This is a genomic window from Devosia yakushimensis, assembly GCF_030159855.1.
GTDB classification, from domain to species: Bacteria; Pseudomonadota; Alphaproteobacteria; order Rhizobiales; family Devosiaceae; genus Devosia; species Devosia yakushimensis.
The window spans coordinates 2,174,725-2,190,036 of record NZ_BSNG01000001.1; the positions used below are offsets into that span (position 1 = coordinate 2,174,725).

The 15,312-nt window shown below is 64.1% G+C and carries 13 protein-coding genes; 5 read left to right on the forward strand and 8 right to left on the reverse strand.

All coding sequences use genetic code 11. The features are described from left to right. Positions 1 to 307 precede the first annotated feature (307 nt). The 7 genes from QQL79_RS10605 to QQL79_RS10635 form a co-directional block, all read right to left on the reverse strand. A complete protein-coding gene (locus tag QQL79_RS10605) occupies positions 308 to 805 on the reverse strand; it encodes a GAF domain-containing protein (protein ID WP_284390579.1) in 498 nt (165 codons plus the stop codon). A gap of 12 nt (positions 806 to 817) precedes the next feature. Continuing rightward, a complete protein-coding gene (locus QQL79_RS10610) occupies positions 818 to 2,428 on the reverse strand; it encodes a GGDEF domain-containing protein (protein ID WP_284390581.1) in 1,611 nt (536 codons plus the stop codon). A 239-nt stretch (positions 2,429 to 2,667) separates the two neighbouring features. Further along, positions 2,668 to 3,705 carry a sulfate/molybdate ABC transporter ATP-binding protein gene (locus tag QQL79_RS10615; protein WP_284390583.1) on the reverse strand — a complete coding sequence of 346 codons (1,038 nt, stop codon included), beginning with the start codon at positions 3,703 to 3,705 and terminating at the stop codon, positions 2,668 to 2,670. Between the two features lie 18 nt (positions 3,706 to 3,723). Continuing rightward, positions 3,724 to 4,593, reverse strand: coding sequence for a sulfate ABC transporter permease subunit CysW (cysW, locus tag QQL79_RS10620; RefSeq protein ID WP_370461207.1), 870 nt, complete (start codon positions 4,591 to 4,593; stop codon positions 3,724 to 3,726). Then, complete coding sequence (cysT, locus tag QQL79_RS10625; protein ID WP_284390588.1) at positions 4,583 to 5,425, reverse strand: sulfate ABC transporter permease subunit CysT; 843 nt, start codon at positions 5,423 to 5,425, stop codon at positions 4,583 to 4,585. Before cysT ends, cysW begins: the two co-directional genes overlap by 11 nt. Before the next feature lie 414 nt (positions 5,426 to 5,839). Continuing rightward, positions 5,840 to 6,331 carry a group III truncated hemoglobin gene (locus QQL79_RS10630; RefSeq protein WP_348523179.1) on the reverse strand — a complete coding sequence of 164 codons (492 nt, stop codon included), beginning with the start codon at positions 6,329 to 6,331 and terminating at the stop codon, positions 5,840 to 5,842. Next, entirely contained in the window at positions 6,328 to 6,990 is a 663-nt protein-coding gene (locus QQL79_RS10635) for a helix-turn-helix transcriptional regulator (protein WP_284392868.1), read from the reverse strand. The genes QQL79_RS10630 and QQL79_RS10635 overlap by 4 nt, the downstream gene beginning before the upstream one ends. 99 nt (positions 6,991 to 7,089) lie before the next feature. Between QQL79_RS10635 and QQL79_RS10640 the strand changes: the two genes are divergently transcribed. The 4 genes from QQL79_RS10640 to QQL79_RS10655 all read left to right on the forward strand — a co-directional run bounded on the left by QQL79_RS10640 (position 7,090) and on the right by QQL79_RS10655 (position 9,121). Then, entirely contained in the window at positions 7,090 to 7,692 is a 603-nt protein-coding gene (locus QQL79_RS10640; RefSeq protein ID WP_284390590.1) for a superoxide dismutase, read from the forward strand. A 168-nt stretch (positions 7,693 to 7,860) separates the two neighbouring features. Further along, complete coding sequence (fdxA, locus tag QQL79_RS10645; RefSeq protein ID WP_284390592.1) at positions 7,861 to 8,199, forward strand: ferredoxin FdxA; 339 nt, start codon at positions 7,861 to 7,863, stop codon at positions 8,197 to 8,199. Next, positions 8,196 to 8,747, forward strand: a complete 552-nt coding sequence (locus QQL79_RS10650; protein WP_284390594.1) for a flavin reductase family protein — start codon at positions 8,196 to 8,198, stop codon at positions 8,745 to 8,747. Before fdxA ends, QQL79_RS10650 begins: the two co-directional genes overlap by 4 nt. A 95-nt stretch (positions 8,748 to 8,842) precedes the next feature. Beyond that, entirely contained in the window at positions 8,843 to 9,121 is a 279-nt protein-coding gene (locus tag QQL79_RS10655) for a DUF6894 family protein (protein ID WP_284390595.1), read from the forward strand. Positions 9,122 to 9,359: 238 nt separating this feature from the next. On the opposite strand, the gene QQL79_RS10660 is transcribed toward QQL79_RS10655, so the two are convergent. Further along, entirely contained in the window at positions 9,360 to 10,379 is a 1,020-nt protein-coding gene (locus QQL79_RS10660; RefSeq protein ID WP_284390597.1) for a sulfate ABC transporter substrate-binding protein, read from the reverse strand. A 238-nt stretch (positions 10,380 to 10,617) separates the two neighbouring features. Between QQL79_RS10660 and QQL79_RS10665 the strand changes: the two genes are divergently transcribed. Next, positions 10,618 to 15,306, forward strand: coding sequence for an NAD-glutamate dehydrogenase (locus QQL79_RS10665; RefSeq protein ID WP_284390599.1), 4,689 nt, complete (start codon positions 10,618 to 10,620; stop codon positions 15,304 to 15,306). The last annotated feature ends 6 nt before the right edge of the window (positions 15,307 to 15,312 follow it).

Below are 15,312 nucleotides of genomic sequence, written 5' to 3' on the forward strand. Positions count from 1 at the left end.
TCTGGGCAGATGATTGGCGCAGCCCCCCACCCCTGTCCCCTCCCCACAAGGGGGAGGGAGACGATGGAGCGGATGGATGGAGGCTCTCGTCACCCCCTCTCTTCCCTCCCCGTCGAGGGGAGGGTGAGGCCGCTGGGTGGGAGGGATGGTGCCACTTTCGCCGTGAAGGGAGCTTTTTAGCGGATACCCCCTCCTAGCCTCCCCCTGATAGGGGGAGGGACCGGTCGGTGGTTGGGACGCGATCCAGCTTCAAGAGTGGAGAGATTCCTCCCCCTATCAGGGGGAGGTTAGGTAGGGGGTATCCGGCCTACAGCTCGAAATGGTTGCGCAGGATGCGGAAAACCGCGGTGGCGGGGACGATCAGGTCGGCGGCGGCGGTGACCTTGTCGTCGGTGTAATGGCCTTCGGCATCCAGCGCGTTGATGGTGCCGAGGAGTTGGTTGCCGGCCATGATGGGGACGCTGATGGAGGCGTTGAGGCCCAGGGAGCGGATGAGGGCGAGGTCGGGGAATTGGCCTTCCATGCCGGCGGCGGTGTTGATGACCGTGATGCGGCGCTCGGTGCGCATGGCTTCAAACCACGGGTCGAGGACGATGGGCTTGGTGCCCAGCAGGGGATAGGCCTCGGTGTTGGAGGAATAGACCCGGCGGACGTGGCCGGCGGCCATGTTGATGGCGGTGAGGGTGAAGAGTTTGACCCCGATAATGGCCTGGGCCAGCTCGTAAAGGGCGGCGCCGGTATCGGCGGGGTCGGTATAGCGGGCGAGGCGCTCTTCGAAAACGCGGAAGGCTTGGGCATTGGTCATGGGTCTGTCCAGTCAGGCACGGCGGCGGATATCGCCAGCGGTTTCGCTGGATAGCAGAGCCGGACTGGCGGAGACAACACGATCGCGGCCGGCGGATTTTGCGGCATAGAGACGAGTATCGGCGAGCTGCATGAGTTCGGCGGCGGGCTCAATACCAGTGCCGGCAGCCAAGCCAATGCTGACCGTCACCACCAGATCGGCGCCCAAATCGGACCAATCGGTGGAGGCGATGGCGGTGCGGGCGCCCTCGCAGAAGGCGGCGGCCGTGAGATCGGACGCATCGGGGAAGATCAGGGCGAATTCTTCGCCGCCGAGACGGGCGGCGTGGCCGTGGCGGCCAAGCTGGGCGACGAGTTCGCGGGCGACGCGCTGCAGCACGGCATCGCCGACGAGATGGGAATGGCGGTCATTGATCGATTTGAAGTGATCGAGGTCGACAATGGCCAACGCAAAGGGCGTGCCGGCAAGGCGGTTGAGAATCTGATCGAAGCTGCGGCGATTGGCGATGCCGGTGAGCGGGTCGGACAGGGCCTGATCGGCAAGGGCGGCAGCGCGGGTGCGCAGGCGATCGGTTTCGGAGCGGATTTCCTCGACACGAGCGAGGCGGCGGGCGCCCTCCCCCGATTGGCGGACATAGAGGGCGTGGAAGCGCTTTTGCAGATCGAGCGCGGCGCTGGTGTCGCCCATGGCTTCGAGGATTTCGGCGAGCTTTTGGGCGGTGTTGACCTGGTGGTCGATCTGGCTGGAGGCCTCGGCCAAGTCGTAAGCCTGGGTGCAGGCGGCACGGGCCTCGGGGAGCTTGCCGGCACGAAAGAGCACATCGCCCAGGCTGTAGAGATAATGAATGCGCAGGCTGGGGCCGGGATCGGTGGGGATGGTGGCGGAGCGTTCGAGATAGGCGATGGCGCGGTTGACCTGGCCGCGCAAGGCGAGGGTTTCGGCGGCATTGCCGAGGGCGCAGCGCAGGGTCCAGTCGTCGCCGGCATGCTCGGCGGCGCCGATGGCGCGGTCGGTGATGACGAGGGCGAGATCGCGGCGCTGGTCGGCATCGGCGTAATCGCCCATATCCTGGAATTCTTCGGCCCGCTTGAGGTGGCAGAAGCCCAGATTGAGCAGGTAATAGGCCTCGGCGGTGAGGTTGTCGTCGTTCTGGGCGAGCTGGACCGCCCGTTCGAGCAGGGCCGCGCCCAGTTCGGCCTCGCGACAGAGGGAGAGAATAATGCCCTTGGCGTTGAGGGTGAAGGCGAGGACGGCGGGGTCGGCTACAGCCTCGGCCAGGGCAAAGGCCTCCATGGCCAATTCGAAGGCGGCGTCGCTGAGGCCGACATCGAGCAAGAGCAGGGCCTCGATGGCCATGGCGCGGGCGTGCTCGAGCCGATTATCGAGGCGTTCCCACAGCCAATGGGCGCCGGTAGCGCATTCCAGCCCCTCCTCGCCCTGCCCCAGCTTGAAGCAGCTCCAGGCCATTTCGCAGAGGCAGGCGGCCATGACGGGGGTGTCATTATTGGCTTCAGCGCCGGTGTAGATATCGCGGAAAGCAGCGAGGGCTCCGGCACAATCGCCAGAGCGCAGCAGCCGGGTCGCCTGGTTAAAGGCGTCGGTTATGGTGACTGATTCCGGCACTGATCGCCCGCAAGTTCACTCTGGGAGGAGTATAGGCGGGAAAGGCTGCATAAACTACTTATGCGATGGGATTGTTTTGGGCGGATTTTCTCCCCCCACGATGCTCGGTATCTCATCAGATCCGACCACGAATATTAAAGCATGGGAGGGCGCAGAACCCCTCACCCTGATCATTCTTCTGGACGAAGAATGATCTGTCCCTCTCCCTCAAGGGGCGAGGGGAAGCAAGGTGCCTCTCCTCACGCCGCTGGAAACAGTTTCCAGCGCTTGGGGCGGAAGGAGAGGCGGGTTTTTTCGCCGGCGGGGTGGTCGAAGGGGAGGTCGATTTCGACCTTGTGACCGTCGCCACCCACTTCGAGTTCGACGCGGCGGGTGCCGCCGACGCGGCGGCTGGTGGTGACGACGCCGGCCATGGAGGCGTCGGCCTCGATCAGATCGACATCGTGGGGGCGGAAATAGAGGCGGGCGGCACCGGCGGGGGTGTCATGGGCGGGAATGCCGATGGCGCGGCCACCGACCCAGACTTCGCCATTTTCGATGGTGACGGGCAATTCGCTGGAATCGCCGATAAAGCCGAAAACGAAGGGCGAAGTGGGGTGGTCATAGACCTGATCGGGGGAACCGACCTGTTCGATCTTGCCCTGGCTCATGACGCAGAGACGGTCGGACAGCTCGAGGGCTTCTTCCTGATCGTGGGTGACGAAAACGGTTGTGTGGCCGGTGCGGTCATGGATTTCGCGCAGCCATTTGCGCAATTCGCGGCGGACCTGGGCGTCGAGGGCGCCGAAGGGCTCGTCGAGCAGCAGCACGCCGGGTTCGATGGCGAGGGCGCGGGCGAGGGCAACGCGCTGGCGCTGGCCGCCGGAAAGCTGGTTGGGATAGCGCTTTTCGAGACCGGAGAGCTGGACCAGATCGAGCAATTCGAGGGCGCGGCGGCGGATTTCACCGGCCGGCGGGCGGGTGGAACGCGGACGAACCTTGAGGCCGAAGGAGATGTTTTCCAGGATCGTCATGTGTCGGAACAGGGCATAGTGCTGGAACACGAAGCCGATATTGCGCTCCTGCACGCTCTTTTCCGAAGCGTCGGTATCGCCGAAGAAAATCTTGCCGGCGGTGGGCATTTCGAGGCCCGCGATGAGCCGCAACAGCGTGGTCTTGCCGGAGCCGGAAGGACCGAGCAGCGCGATCAGCTCGCCCGAGCGAATATCGAGCGACACGTCATTGAGCGCGGGGAACCGGTCGAATTCCTTGCGCACATTGGCTACGCGAACTTCCATAAACCCAGATTCTCCAAATTACCGTTCGGCGGCGGCGATTTCATCGCCAAAGCGCCATTCCAGGACCGATTTCAGCACCAGCGTCACCAGGGCCAGGAGGGCCAAAAGCGAAGCCAGCGCGAAGGCGGCGGTGGCGTTATATTCGTTATAAAGCATTTCCACCTGCAGCGGCATGGTGGTGGTCTGGCCGCGGATTTTGCCCGAGACCACGGCGACGGCGCCGAATTCGCCCATGGCGCGGGCATTACACAGCAACACGCCGTAGAGCAGGCCCCATTTGATATTGGGCAGGGTGACGCGCCAGAAGGTTTGCCAGCCATTGGCGCCCAGCGAGAGCGCGGCTTCTTCGTCACCTGTGCCCTGATCCTGCATGAGCGGGATCAGTTCGCGGGCGACGAAGGGGAAGGTGACGAAAATAGTGGCCAGCACGATGCCGGGAAGCGCGAACAGCACCTCGATGCCATAGGACTTGAGGAAGGGGCCGAGGAAGCTCCCTGCCCCGAAAAGCAGCACATAGACCAGGCCGGAAATGACCGGGGAGACCGAGAATGGCAGGTCGATCAGGGTGATGAGGAAGGCCTTGCCCTTGAACTCGAACTTGGCGATGGCCCAGGAGGCGGCCAGGCCGAAGATGACATTGAGCGGCACGGCAATGGCCGCGACCAGCAGGGTCAGGCGGATCGAGGCCTGGGCATCGGGCTCAGTGAGGGCGGCGAAAAAGGCGCCGATGCCCTTGGCGAAGGCTTCGTGGAAGACCGCGTAAAGCGGCAGCACCAGAATGACGCCCATGAACAGGAGCGAAATGCCGATCAGGGTCCACTGGACGGGGCGGCTTTCGCTGGTGGGCGAGACGCGGCGGTGACGGCGGGCGCGCAGCTTAGTCGCCATAGCCATACCTCCTGCGGCTCCAAGCCTGGATCAGATTGATGGCGAACAGCATGGCAAAGGACAGCAGCAGCATGACCGAGGCGATGACGGTGGCGCCGACATAATTGAATTCCTGCAGGCGGATATAGATCAGCAACGGGGCGATTTCCGAGACGAAAGGAATGTTGCCGGCGATGAAGATGATGGAGCCATATTCGCCAACGGCGCGGGCGAAGGCGAGCGCAAAGCCGGTGAGAATGGCGGGGACGAGGCTGGGCAGGATGACGCGGGTGACGGTCTGGAAGCGGCTGGCGCCCAGGGTGGCGCTGGCTTCCTCGACCTCGTGGCTGACTTCTTCGAGAATGGGCTGGATAGTGCGCACGACGAAGGGCAGGCCGATAAAGATCATGGCGATGACGATGCCGATGGGCGTGTAGGCGATGCGGATGCCCAGGGGGGCGAAAAGCGCGCCAATGGTGCCGTTGGGCGCGTAGATGGCGGTGAGCGCGATGCCGGCGACGGCGGTGGGCAAGGCGAAGGGCAGATCGATGATGGCGTCGAATATGCGGCGGCCGGGGAAGCGGTAGCGTACCAGGACCCAGGCGATCAGGGTACCGAAGACGACATTGACGGCTGCGGCGATGAGCGCGGTGACGAAGCTGACGCGGAGCGAGCCGAGCACGCGCGGATCGGAGGCCGCTTTCCAGAACCCATCAAAGCCCAGGCCGGCGGAGCGGAGCCCCAAAGCCACGAGCGGAATGAGGATGATGAGGGAGAAATAACTCAGCGTGAAGCCGAGCGTCAGGCCGAAGCCAGGGATCACGCTGCGCTTGCGAAGGCGCAAGGAGGACATAGCGGCGCTCAAGCGGCTATCCGGACAGCAATGGTTTTGGTGGCACGGTTCATGTCGACCTCTCAACGCGGTTCGGCGGGGGAGAAACTACCGTTTCAGTCGAGTTTCTCAAGGTGGAGGGTTGGCTTTTGGTTGCAGCGCTCGGGAAAATAATTCTGCGGACCGGGGGGTGTAGGAGATTTTGGGTTTGGTTTGAGGGGCGGAATGACGGGATGAGGGGAATATTGGTGTTGTGGGGACTTCCCTTCTCCCCTTGCGGGAGAAGGTGCCCGTAGGGCGGATGAGGGGTTGGTCCACCAAGCATTGAAGCATGGGAGGGCGCAGTACCCCTCACCCTGCAATTTCTTCTGGACGAAGAAATTACTGTCCCTCTCCCACAAGGGGCGAGGGTTGATGACTGGGAGCGCGGTGCTGCTACTCCGGCGGGGTCCAGTTCGGTTTTTCGCGCTCAAGCGGGCCCATGCGGGTGATGTCGTCGCCGCGGCGCATGGCGATGTTCATGCGGAAGCTGTTGCCGATGCGTTCGGAGCGCTCGGTGAAGAGGGCGGCGATGTCGGGCGGGCACAGCTTTTCGGCGGTTTGCCGGAACAGGCGCAACCAGCGCATGAAATGGGCGTCGGAGAGCTCTGGAATAGCCAGGTGCTTGGGCATCGGGCGGCCGGCATAGCGGCCGGTGCCGAGCAGCATGGAGCTCCAGAAATCGGTAATGGTGGCGATGTGGGCAGGCCAGTGGTCCGGCGGAATGACGCGGTTGAATACCGGGCCGATGACCGGATCGCGGCGGGCTTCGGCATAGAAAGCGGCGACCACGGCGGCAATCATGGCTTCATCGAGCTGGGCGGGCGTTTCCCAGCCGACGCGCTGGTGGCGCGTGCCGGCGGGCGGACGGGGATTGTCTGATGTCATTGGGCGTCCCGAATGGAATAGCTGCAGCGGCGGCCGCCGGCGACGATGTGCTCCTCGCGCGTGACCTCGATGTCCGGCCCCAACACCGCCCGGAAGACGTCGATTTCGGCGCGGCAAAAGCCCTGGCAGGCGGTGGCGGCGGCGCAGATGGGGCAGTGGTTTTCGACCAGCAAGAGCGAACCATCGGGCTGTTCGCGCCAATCGGCCATATAGCCTTCGGCAGAGCGCAGGTCCGTCAGGGCGGCGACCTTGTCGCGCAGGGTGAGACGGTCGGCGATGACGGTTTCGTAGGCGGCGCGGGTTTCGGCTTCGCGGGCGGCGATGATGGTGTCGAGCGCGTCGGGGCCCAGCGAGGAGCGGACGATATCGAGCAGTTGGACGGTCAGCGCGGCGTGGGTATCGGGAAAGCGGGACTGCGCAGCCGGCGTCAGCGACCAGCTTTGGGTGGGGCGCCCTACCCCGCTGGCCTGGCTGGTGGCGACGACGAGACCTTCTTCGGCAAGGCGCACCAATTGCTGGCGCGCGGCTTCGCCTGATGTGCCGAGCAGGCCACCAAGGGCGGAAGAGGACAGCGCGCCATGCATTTTCAGCGCCATCAGCACCCGCTCGGAAGGGCTGCGGGGCGACCACGCTGTATTTTCCAAGCTCTGGCTTGACATATCGGGCGAATGGGTTTTCAAAGTCATTGCTTGGAAATTAAACGGGCCGGCGCCGAAATGCAAGCGGGGCCGGTATCATGACCAAAGAGGAACCAGAAAATGGCCTTTGAACTCCCCGCCCTGCCCTATGCCCATAGCGCCCTTGCCGAACGCGGCATGAGCCAGGAAACGCTCGAACTGCACCATGACAAGCACCACCAGGCCTATGTGACGGCGCTCAACGGGTTCGTTGAGAAGAATGCCGATCTCGCCGGGAAATCGCTGGAAGAGATCATTGCTTTTGCCAATGGCAAGGCGGATTTGGCGCCGGTGTTCAACAATGCCGGGCAGCATTGGAACCATATCCATTTCTGGAATGCCCTGTCGCCCAAGGGCGGCACGCTCGGTGGCAAGCTTGAAGCCAAGATCGTGAGCGATCTGGGGTCGGTCGAGGCCTTCAAGGATGCGTTCAAGACCGCGGCGACCACCCAATTCGGTTCGGGCTGGGCCTGGCTGGTGCTCGGCACCGATGGCAAGCTCAAGGTGACCAAGACGCCGAACGGCTCCAATCCGCTGGCGACCGGGGAAGGCAAGCCGCTGCTGGGGCTCGATGTGTGGGAGCACAGCTATTATGTCGATTTCCGCAATCGCCGTCCGGACTACGTGACGAACTTCCTCGATAAGCTGGCGAACTATGAGTTTGCGGAAGCGAATTTGGGCTGAGTTCCCAATGCTTGCTACCCACTGATGCTCCCTCGGGCTTGACCCGAGGGCCTTTCGCCGCTGGTGCCGTGTTGAGAGTGGCCCTCGGGTCGAGCCCGAGGGAGGCGCGGTGCGTGGGAGAAATTGTGCCACGACCTCGTGGTTCGATGGGCTGTTCCGAGTTATTCCATGACCTATGTCGTTCTCGAAGATTGCATTGCCTGCAAGCATATGGATTGCGTGGAGGTTTGCCCCGTGGATTGCTTCTATGAGGGCGAGAACATGCTGGTCATCAACTCCGACGAGTGCATAGATTGCGGCGTGTGTGAGCCGGAATGCCCGATCGATGCGATCAAGTCCGACAGCGAAAGCGGACTGGATGAATGGATCGAGCTCAACCGCAAATATTCCCGGCTCTGGCCGAACATAATCGAGAAAGGCACGCCGCCCGCCAATGCCAAGGCGATGGAAGGGGTGCCCAACAAACTCCGCGACCTCTTTTCCGAGCGTGCGGGAGAAGGATCGTGACGACAACAATGGCCGATTTCGAATTGCCCGATACCATGGTGCTGCGGACGCCGCGCCGGCCGACAATCGGCAATGCCGAGTTCCGCTCGGCCATGGCGGCAATGGCTTCGACAGTGAGCGTGGTGACGGCACGGCGCGGCGATGAAGTGATCGGGCGAACGGCGACATCGGTATTTTCGCTCTCGGCAACGCCGCCGGCGCTGCTGATCTCAATCGATATCGTCAGCCGCATGGCCGATATCATCGCCAAGACGGGCGGTTTTTCGCTGGCCCTGCTGGCCGACGACCAGGCGGTGATAGCGGACGCTTTTGCCGGCAGGCTCGACCCGGCGGACCGGTTCGGGGTGGGCGACTGGTCGCGGTGGCCATCAGGCAATCCGATGCTGCTGGGCGCGGTGACGGCGTTTGATTGCGAGGTCATCGGCGCCATGGAAACGGGCACGCATGTGCTGTTTGCCGGGGCCATTATCGAAGCGGAGACCACAACCAGCTGCAATCCGCTGGTGTGGCAGCGCCATGGCTATCATGGGATCGGCCCCCTCGACTGAGGGCGCCGAAACTGCCAAGCTGGGTGAGGTGATTTGCTGGCCAGCAGGCGCAACCCTCGGGCGCTGCTGGTCGTTTTGTCAGCGAGGGAGATGTCATGCCCCGCTATTTTTTCCATTACCGCACCGATGACGAACTGATCCGCGACACCTCGGGGAGCGAATTCAGCGATCTCGATGCTGCCGAACACAATGCTGCCGAGCTGGGCCGGGCGATCATCGATCGCGCGATGAGCACCGGTGGGGATGCGCGGGTGCCGCGGTCGATCGAGATCACCGATGCGGCGGGCGTGGAGCTGCTCTATGTGGTGTTCTGGGCGGGGCCGAAGGTGGGGGATGGCCCGGGGTCGCCGGTGGAGCCGGTGACGATGCATTAGGGCTGGGAGGGCGCGCCATTCGAGCGCAGCTCTCATGGCCTTCTCACCTCAAATCGCTCCAGTGGAGCGATTTGCCCTGCGGAACGGCTTCGATCCACCGTGTCATTCCCGCGCAGGCGGGAATCCATTCTTTCCAGACCTCGTAACAAGAGTGGATTCCCGCCTGCGCGGGAATGACGTCGTGGGATGTCGACGGGATCGCCGTTAGGTCTATTGGTAGAGCGCCGGTCGCCGGTGCCTATTGTGCATAGATCTGGTCGAAGACGCCGCCATCGCCGAAGAATTCGGGTTGGGCTTTGCGCCAGCCGCCGAAGTCTTCGATGGTGACCAGGTTCACCTCGCCAAAGCGGGCAATGTCCTCGGGAGCGGCAGCCTCGGGCTTGAACGGGCGGTAGTAATTGGCCGCAGCAATGGCCTGGCCCTCGTCGGAATAGAGATATTCGAGGTAGGCCGTGGCCAGGTCGGTATTGCCCTTCTTTTCCGCATTGCCCACCACCAGAGCCACCGGCGGTTCGGCCAGGATCGAGACCGAAGGCGTCACGATGTCGAAGGCGTCCGGACCCAGTTCTTCAAGGGCGAGATAGGCTTCGTTTTCCCAGGCCAGCAGCACGTCGCCAATGCCGCGCTGCACGAAGGTGGTGGTGGAACCGCGGGCACCGGTATCGAGCACCGGGACATGCTTATAGAGCTCGGTGATATAGGTCTTGGCGGTCTCGTCGCTCCCGCCCGGCTGCGCCTTGGCCCAGGCCCAGCCCGCCAGCAGGTTCCAGCGGGCGCCGCCCGAGGTCTTGGGATTGGGGGTGATGACTTCGACGCCATCCTTGATCAGGTCGCCCCAGTCGTTGAGGCCCTTGGGATTGCCCTTGCGGACCAGGAAGACGATGGTCGAGGTATAGGGGGCGTTGTTGTTCTCGAAGGTGCCGCGCCAGTTTTCCGGGATCAGGGCCGGATTGGCATCGGCAATGGCGTTGATGTCGCTTTCCAGCGCCAGGGTGACCACATCGGCCTCGAGGCCATCGATGACGGTGCGAGCCTGGGCGCCGGAGCCGCCATGGGTGGTCTGGACGGCCACGGTCTCGCCCTTGGTTTCCTGCCAATGGGCGATAAAGGCCTGGTTGAACTGCTGGTAGAGCTCCCGCGTCGGATCGTAGCTCACATTGATCAAGGTGCGGTCCTGGCCGTGGCTGGTGACGGCAAAACCGAGCACCAGGGATGCGGCTAGGCCCGTGAGGGCGAGAATCCTGGTCAGGCGTTTCATTGCTTCAGCTCCCGCGTGGGTCGTTGCGGGAGGCTAGCCAGATCGTGGAGGCATCGCAACCTTTTGCCAACATTGGGCCTCTGCCCCTGGTGGGTGGCGGGATAGGCGCCGGCGGCAAAATGCGTACCGTCATTGGCTGTCATCCACACATCGCGCGCTCGCGCTATTGTGCGAAGGGATGGCAGACAGCGCGCGCCCGGGTGCCTAGAATGACGGCGCGAGACTGGGAGTATTGAACGTGACGCACGAAGACAGGTCCAACCGGCAGATCATGCTGGAGCGGGCAGCACTTCTATTGGCCGCCGAGCCGGGATTTGGGCGCTTCTTCAAGGCCGCCATCCTGGCGACCGACGGCGAAGACCTCGGCACCCAGGCGGCCGACGCGTTCGAATCAGTCTTGCGGCAGGCCTATGGGCACCTGCTGGCCTATGAGGGCGAAAACAGCCGGATCGTGGCGGCGCGGCCGGCAGCGGCGGGCGAAGCGCTCGTGCTCGACATCATTTCCCCGGACATGCCGTTCATCGTCGACAGCGCGCTGGCGGCCGTGCGGGCGGCGGGCGGTTCCGTGCGGCTGTTCACCCACCCGGTGGTGCATGTGGGCAATGGCGAGGTGACCGAGGCTAATGGGCGTTCGCTGAGCCTGTTGCATATTCACAGCGACCCGGTGGCCGATGTCGACGGGCTGGTGACGGAAATCCAGAATACCATGGCCGATGTGGCTCATGCGGTGCGCGACTGGCAGCCCATGCTGGAGCGCCTGCGCCGTGCGGCCAAGGACCTGGAGCGCATCAAGGGACAGCAGCGCGATGAGGCGCTGGCCTTTATCGACTGGCTGATCGAGCACAATTTCACCTTCCTGGGACTGCGCCAATATGGCGTGGAGGGCGAGGCCCTGGCCCCCGTCCCCGGCAGCGGGCTGGGCATTTTGCGCGACCCCGATGTTCGGGTGCTGCGCAGCGGCGCGGACTATGTGGAAACGACGCCGCAGCACACCGCCTTCATGGCCGAGGGCGATCCGCTGCTGGTGACCAAGGCCAATGTGCGCTCGCGGGTGCATCGGCGGGTGCATCTGGATTATGTGGGCGTGAAGCTGTTCGGCGCTAATGGCGAGCCGGTGGGCGAATTGCGCGTTGTGGGGCTGTTTACCGCCCAGGCGCTGGCCATGCCGCATACCGATGTGCCGATCATCAGGCGGAAGATTGCCGAGGTGATGCGGAAATCGGGGCTCGATCCGCTGGGGCATGACGGCCGGGCGCTGCTGAGCGCGCTGGACTCCTATCCCCGCGATGAGCTGTTCCAGATCGGGGTGGACCAGCTTTATGAATTTTCCAGCGCGATTTCGGCTCTCTACGACCGGCCGCGGGTGCGGGTTTTGCCGCGTATCGACCGGTTCGACAATTTCGTCTCGATCTTGGTTTACGTGCCGCGCGACCGCTATGACGGGGAAGCACGGGCGCGGATCACGCGCTATCTGGCGCAGGTTTATGACGGGCGGGTTTCGGCATTCTATCCGAATTTCCCCGAAGGTGAGCTGGTCCGGCTGCATGTGATTATCGGGCGGATTGCCGGGCCGACGCCGCAGCCGAGCCGTGGCGAATTGGAAGCGCGGGTGGATGCGCTGACCTCCAATTTCGGCGACACGCTGGCGGCGACGGCTGAGAACCCTGCCTCGATCAGTGATTATCGCGGGGCGTTTTCGGCGGCCTATCAATCGCGCAACACGGCAGAAGATGCTCATACCGACATTGCCGTGCTGCAGGGGCTGGGCGACGGCGTCGCCATCAAGCTGCGCAGCCGGACGGGCGCGGATGGCTCGCTCGGGTTGCGGTTCTATCATCGCGGCACGGCTATTCCGCTGAGCGACCGAGTGCCGATGCTGGAGGCCTTCGGGTTCCGGGTAATCGACGAGCGGACCTATACGATCGTGCCGCGCGACGGGGTGGAGCGGTATCTGCACGATATGGTGCTGGAGCCGACCGAAGCCGGGTTCGACGTGGCGACGCGGGGCGCGGCGGTCGAAGACGGGCTATTGGCGGTGTGGCATGGCGAGGCAGAGAGCGACCAGCTCAATGCGCTGGTGAGCCGCACGAGTCTGGCCTGGCATGACGTGGCGCTGTTGCGCGCGCTATCGCGCTATGTGCGGCAGATCGGTATCTCCTATTCGCAGCGCTATATTGCGAACGTGCTGGTCAAGCAGGCCGGGGCGGCGACGGCGCTGATCGCATTGTTCAATGCGCTGCACGACCCCAGGGCTAATGAACGCGAAGTGGCTGCCGAACAGGCGCGCGAGGATATCGCCGCGGCGCTCGATGCCATGGCTTCGCTGGACGAGGACACTATCGTCCGCCGCTTCCTCAACCTGATGGAAGCCTCGGTGCGAACCAATGCGTTCCAGCGTGATGCGGATGGCAATCGCATGCCGGCGCTGGCGATCAAGTTCAACAGCGCGCGGGTGGAGGGGATGGTCGCGCCGCGGCCGTTCCGCGAGATTTCGGTCTATTCGCCGCGGGTAGAGGGCGTGCATCTGCGGTTTGGCGCGATTGCGCGCGGGGGCTTGCGCTGGTCGGATCGGCCGGAGGATTTCCGCACCGAAGTGCTGGGGCTGGTCAAGGCGCAGCAGGTCAAGAACGCGGTGATCGTGCCGGTGGGGGCCAAGGGCGGCTTCGTGCCCAAGCTTTTGACGCCGGGCATGGCGCGCGAGGCGTTTCTGGCCGAGGGCGTGGCGGCGTATAGAATTTTCATCGGTGCGCTGCTGGATGTGACGGACAATCTGGTCGAGGGTGCCGTGGTGCCGCCGCGCGATGTGGTGCGGCGGGATGGGGACGATCCCTATCTCGTGGTGGCGGCCGACAAGGGCACGGCGAGCTTTTCCGACACGGCCAATGCGATTGCGACCAGCCGTGGCTTCTGGCTGGGCGATGCCTTCGCCTCGGGCGGCTCGGCCGGCTATGACCACAAGAAAATGGGCATTACGGCGCGGGGCGGCTGGGAGGCCGTGAAGCGGCATTTCCGCGAGATGGACCGCGATATCCAGCGCGAGCCCTTCACCGTGGTCGGCGTGGGCGATATGAGCGGGGACGTGTTCGGCAATGGCATGTTGCTGAGCCCGGCAATCGAGCTGGTGGCGGCGTTTGACCACCGCGATATCTTCATCGATCCGCATCCGGACGCAGCCAAGAGTCTGGCGGAGCGGCAGCGGCTATTCGCCCTGCCCCGTTCGAGCTGGCAGGACTATGACCAGAGCCTGATTTCCAAGGGCGGCGGGGTGTTTTCGCGCAGCCTCAAATCCATTCCGCTGAGTGCGGAGGCGCGGGCTGTGTTGGGCATCGAGGCGGCGCATGCGACGCCGGCGGAGGTGATGTCGGCGATCCTTAGGGCGCAGGTGGATCTGCTGTGGTTTGGCGGCATTGGCACCTATGTGCGCGGGGCGCAGGAAACGGATGCCGATGTGGGCGACCGGGCCAATGACGCGATCCGCGTGGTGGCGGGCGAAGTGCGCGCCAAGGTGATCGGGGAAGGCGCCAATCTGGGTGTGACGCAGCGCGGGCGCGTGGATTATGCGCTGGCGGGCGGGCGGATCAACACCGACGCCATCGACAATTCGGCAGGGGTGAATTCGAGCGATCTTGAGGTCAATATCAAGATTGCGGTGGCTCCGCTGGTGGCAGGTGGAACGCTGGATATGGAAGCGCGCAATAGTTTCCTCGCCAGCATGACCGATGAAGTGGCGGGGCTGTGCCTGCGCAATAATTATCTGCAGACGCTAGCGATTTCGCTGGCCGAGCGGGCGGGCCTGTCGGAATTGCCGGATCATCGGGTGTTGATCGAGCAGCTGGAGGCGCGGGGCCTTTTGGACCGGGCGGTGGAATTTTTGCCCAGTGACGCGGCGCTGGATGCACGAGGGGCGGCGCTGAGCCGGCCGGAACTGGCGGTGATCCTGGCCTATGCCAAGCTGACGCTCTATGCCGATCTGCTCGAAGGGCGGGATATCGACGACGCCTATCTGGCGGGGGAACTTTATCGCTATTTCCCCGAGACGCTGCACACGAGCTATCCCGATGCGGTGGCGCAACATCGGCTCAAGCGTGAAGTGATCGCCACGGTCTTGGCCAATGCGATGATCAATCGCGGCGGGCCGGCCTTTGTCAGCGAAATGATGGGCTCGACCAGCGCCAATCCGGGCGAAGTGGCGCTGGCTTATGCGGCAACGCGCGACGTCTATGGGTTGACCGAACTCAATACCATGATCGAGGGGCTCGATGGCGTAGTGCCGGGCGCGGTGCAGCTGGGCCTCTATGCCGAGGTGGCGGAGCTGTTGCGGCAGGAGACCTTGTGGTTTCTGCGCAATGCCAATGTCACCGAGGGGCTTGAGGCGCTGGTGGCGCGGCACAAGGCCGGTGTCGCCGTGCTGAGGACGATGCTGGCCAGCACCCTGCCCCCAACGCTGGGCGAGGCCGTGGCGGCCCGGGTGACGAGCCTGGTGGGCCAGGGTGTGCCTGAGGGCGTCGCGCGGGGCCTGGCCGAGCTGCCGATCCTCTCTTATGCCAGCGATATCGTGCTGGTGAGCGAGCGCTGTGGGGTGTCGGTGGCCGATGGGGCAGCGGCATTCTTTGGGGTGTTCGGGGCGTTCAATCTGTGGCCGGTGATCGAACAGGGGCGCGCCATCGTGCTGGCCGACCGGTTCGACCGCATGGCGCTGGACCGGGCGCTAGCCAATGTGATGCGGGCGCAGCGCGACATCACGGCCGACGTGCTCAAGGTGGCCGGTGGCGCGGTGACGGATAGGCTGGCGCGGTGGAAGACCGAGGAACGGGCCGGCATCGCGCGGACGGCGGGGGCCGTGGCAGAGCTGACGCAGGGGACGCTGACGGTGTCGCGGTTGAGCGTGGCTGCGGGGTTGCTGGCGGATTTGGCTCGGGAAGGGTGAAAGATA

Excerpts from the sequence above, each read along its gene's own strand:
- QQL79_RS10605 (WP_284390579.1), bottom strand. The coding sequence starts at position 805 with ATGACCAATGCCCAAGCCTTCCGCGTTTTCGAAGAGCGCCTCGCCCGC.
- QQL79_RS10615 (WP_284390583.1), bottom strand. The coding sequence starts at position 3,705 with ATGGAAGTTCGCGTAGCCAATGTGCGCAAGGAATTCGACCGGTTCCCC.
- cysW (WP_370461207.1), bottom strand. The coding sequence starts at position 4,593 with ATGGCGACTAAGCTGCGCGCCCGCCGTCACCGCCGCGTCTCGCCCACC.
- cysT (WP_284390588.1), bottom strand. The coding sequence starts at position 5,425 with ATGTCCTCCTTGCGCCTTCGCAAGCGCAGCGTGATCCCTGGCTTCGGC.
- QQL79_RS10630 (WP_348523179.1), bottom strand. The coding sequence starts at position 6,331 with ATGACATCAGACAATCCCCGTCCGCCCGCCGGCACGCGCCACCAGCGC.
- QQL79_RS10635 (WP_284392868.1), bottom strand. The coding sequence starts at position 6,990 with ATGTCAAGCCAGAGCTTGGAAAATACAGCGTGGTCGCCCCGCAGCCCT.
- QQL79_RS10640 (WP_284390590.1), top strand. The coding sequence starts at position 7,090 with ATGGCCTTTGAACTCCCCGCCCTGCCCTATGCCCATAGCGCCCTTGCC.
- fdxA (WP_284390592.1), top strand. The coding sequence starts at position 7,861 with ATGACCTATGTCGTTCTCGAAGATTGCATTGCCTGCAAGCATATGGAT.
- QQL79_RS10655 (WP_284390595.1), top strand. The coding sequence starts at position 8,843 with ATGCCCCGCTATTTTTTCCATTACCGCACCGATGACGAACTGATCCGC.
- QQL79_RS10660 (WP_284390597.1), bottom strand. The coding sequence starts at position 10,379 with ATGAAACGCCTGACCAGGATTCTCGCCCTCACGGGCCTAGCCGCATCC.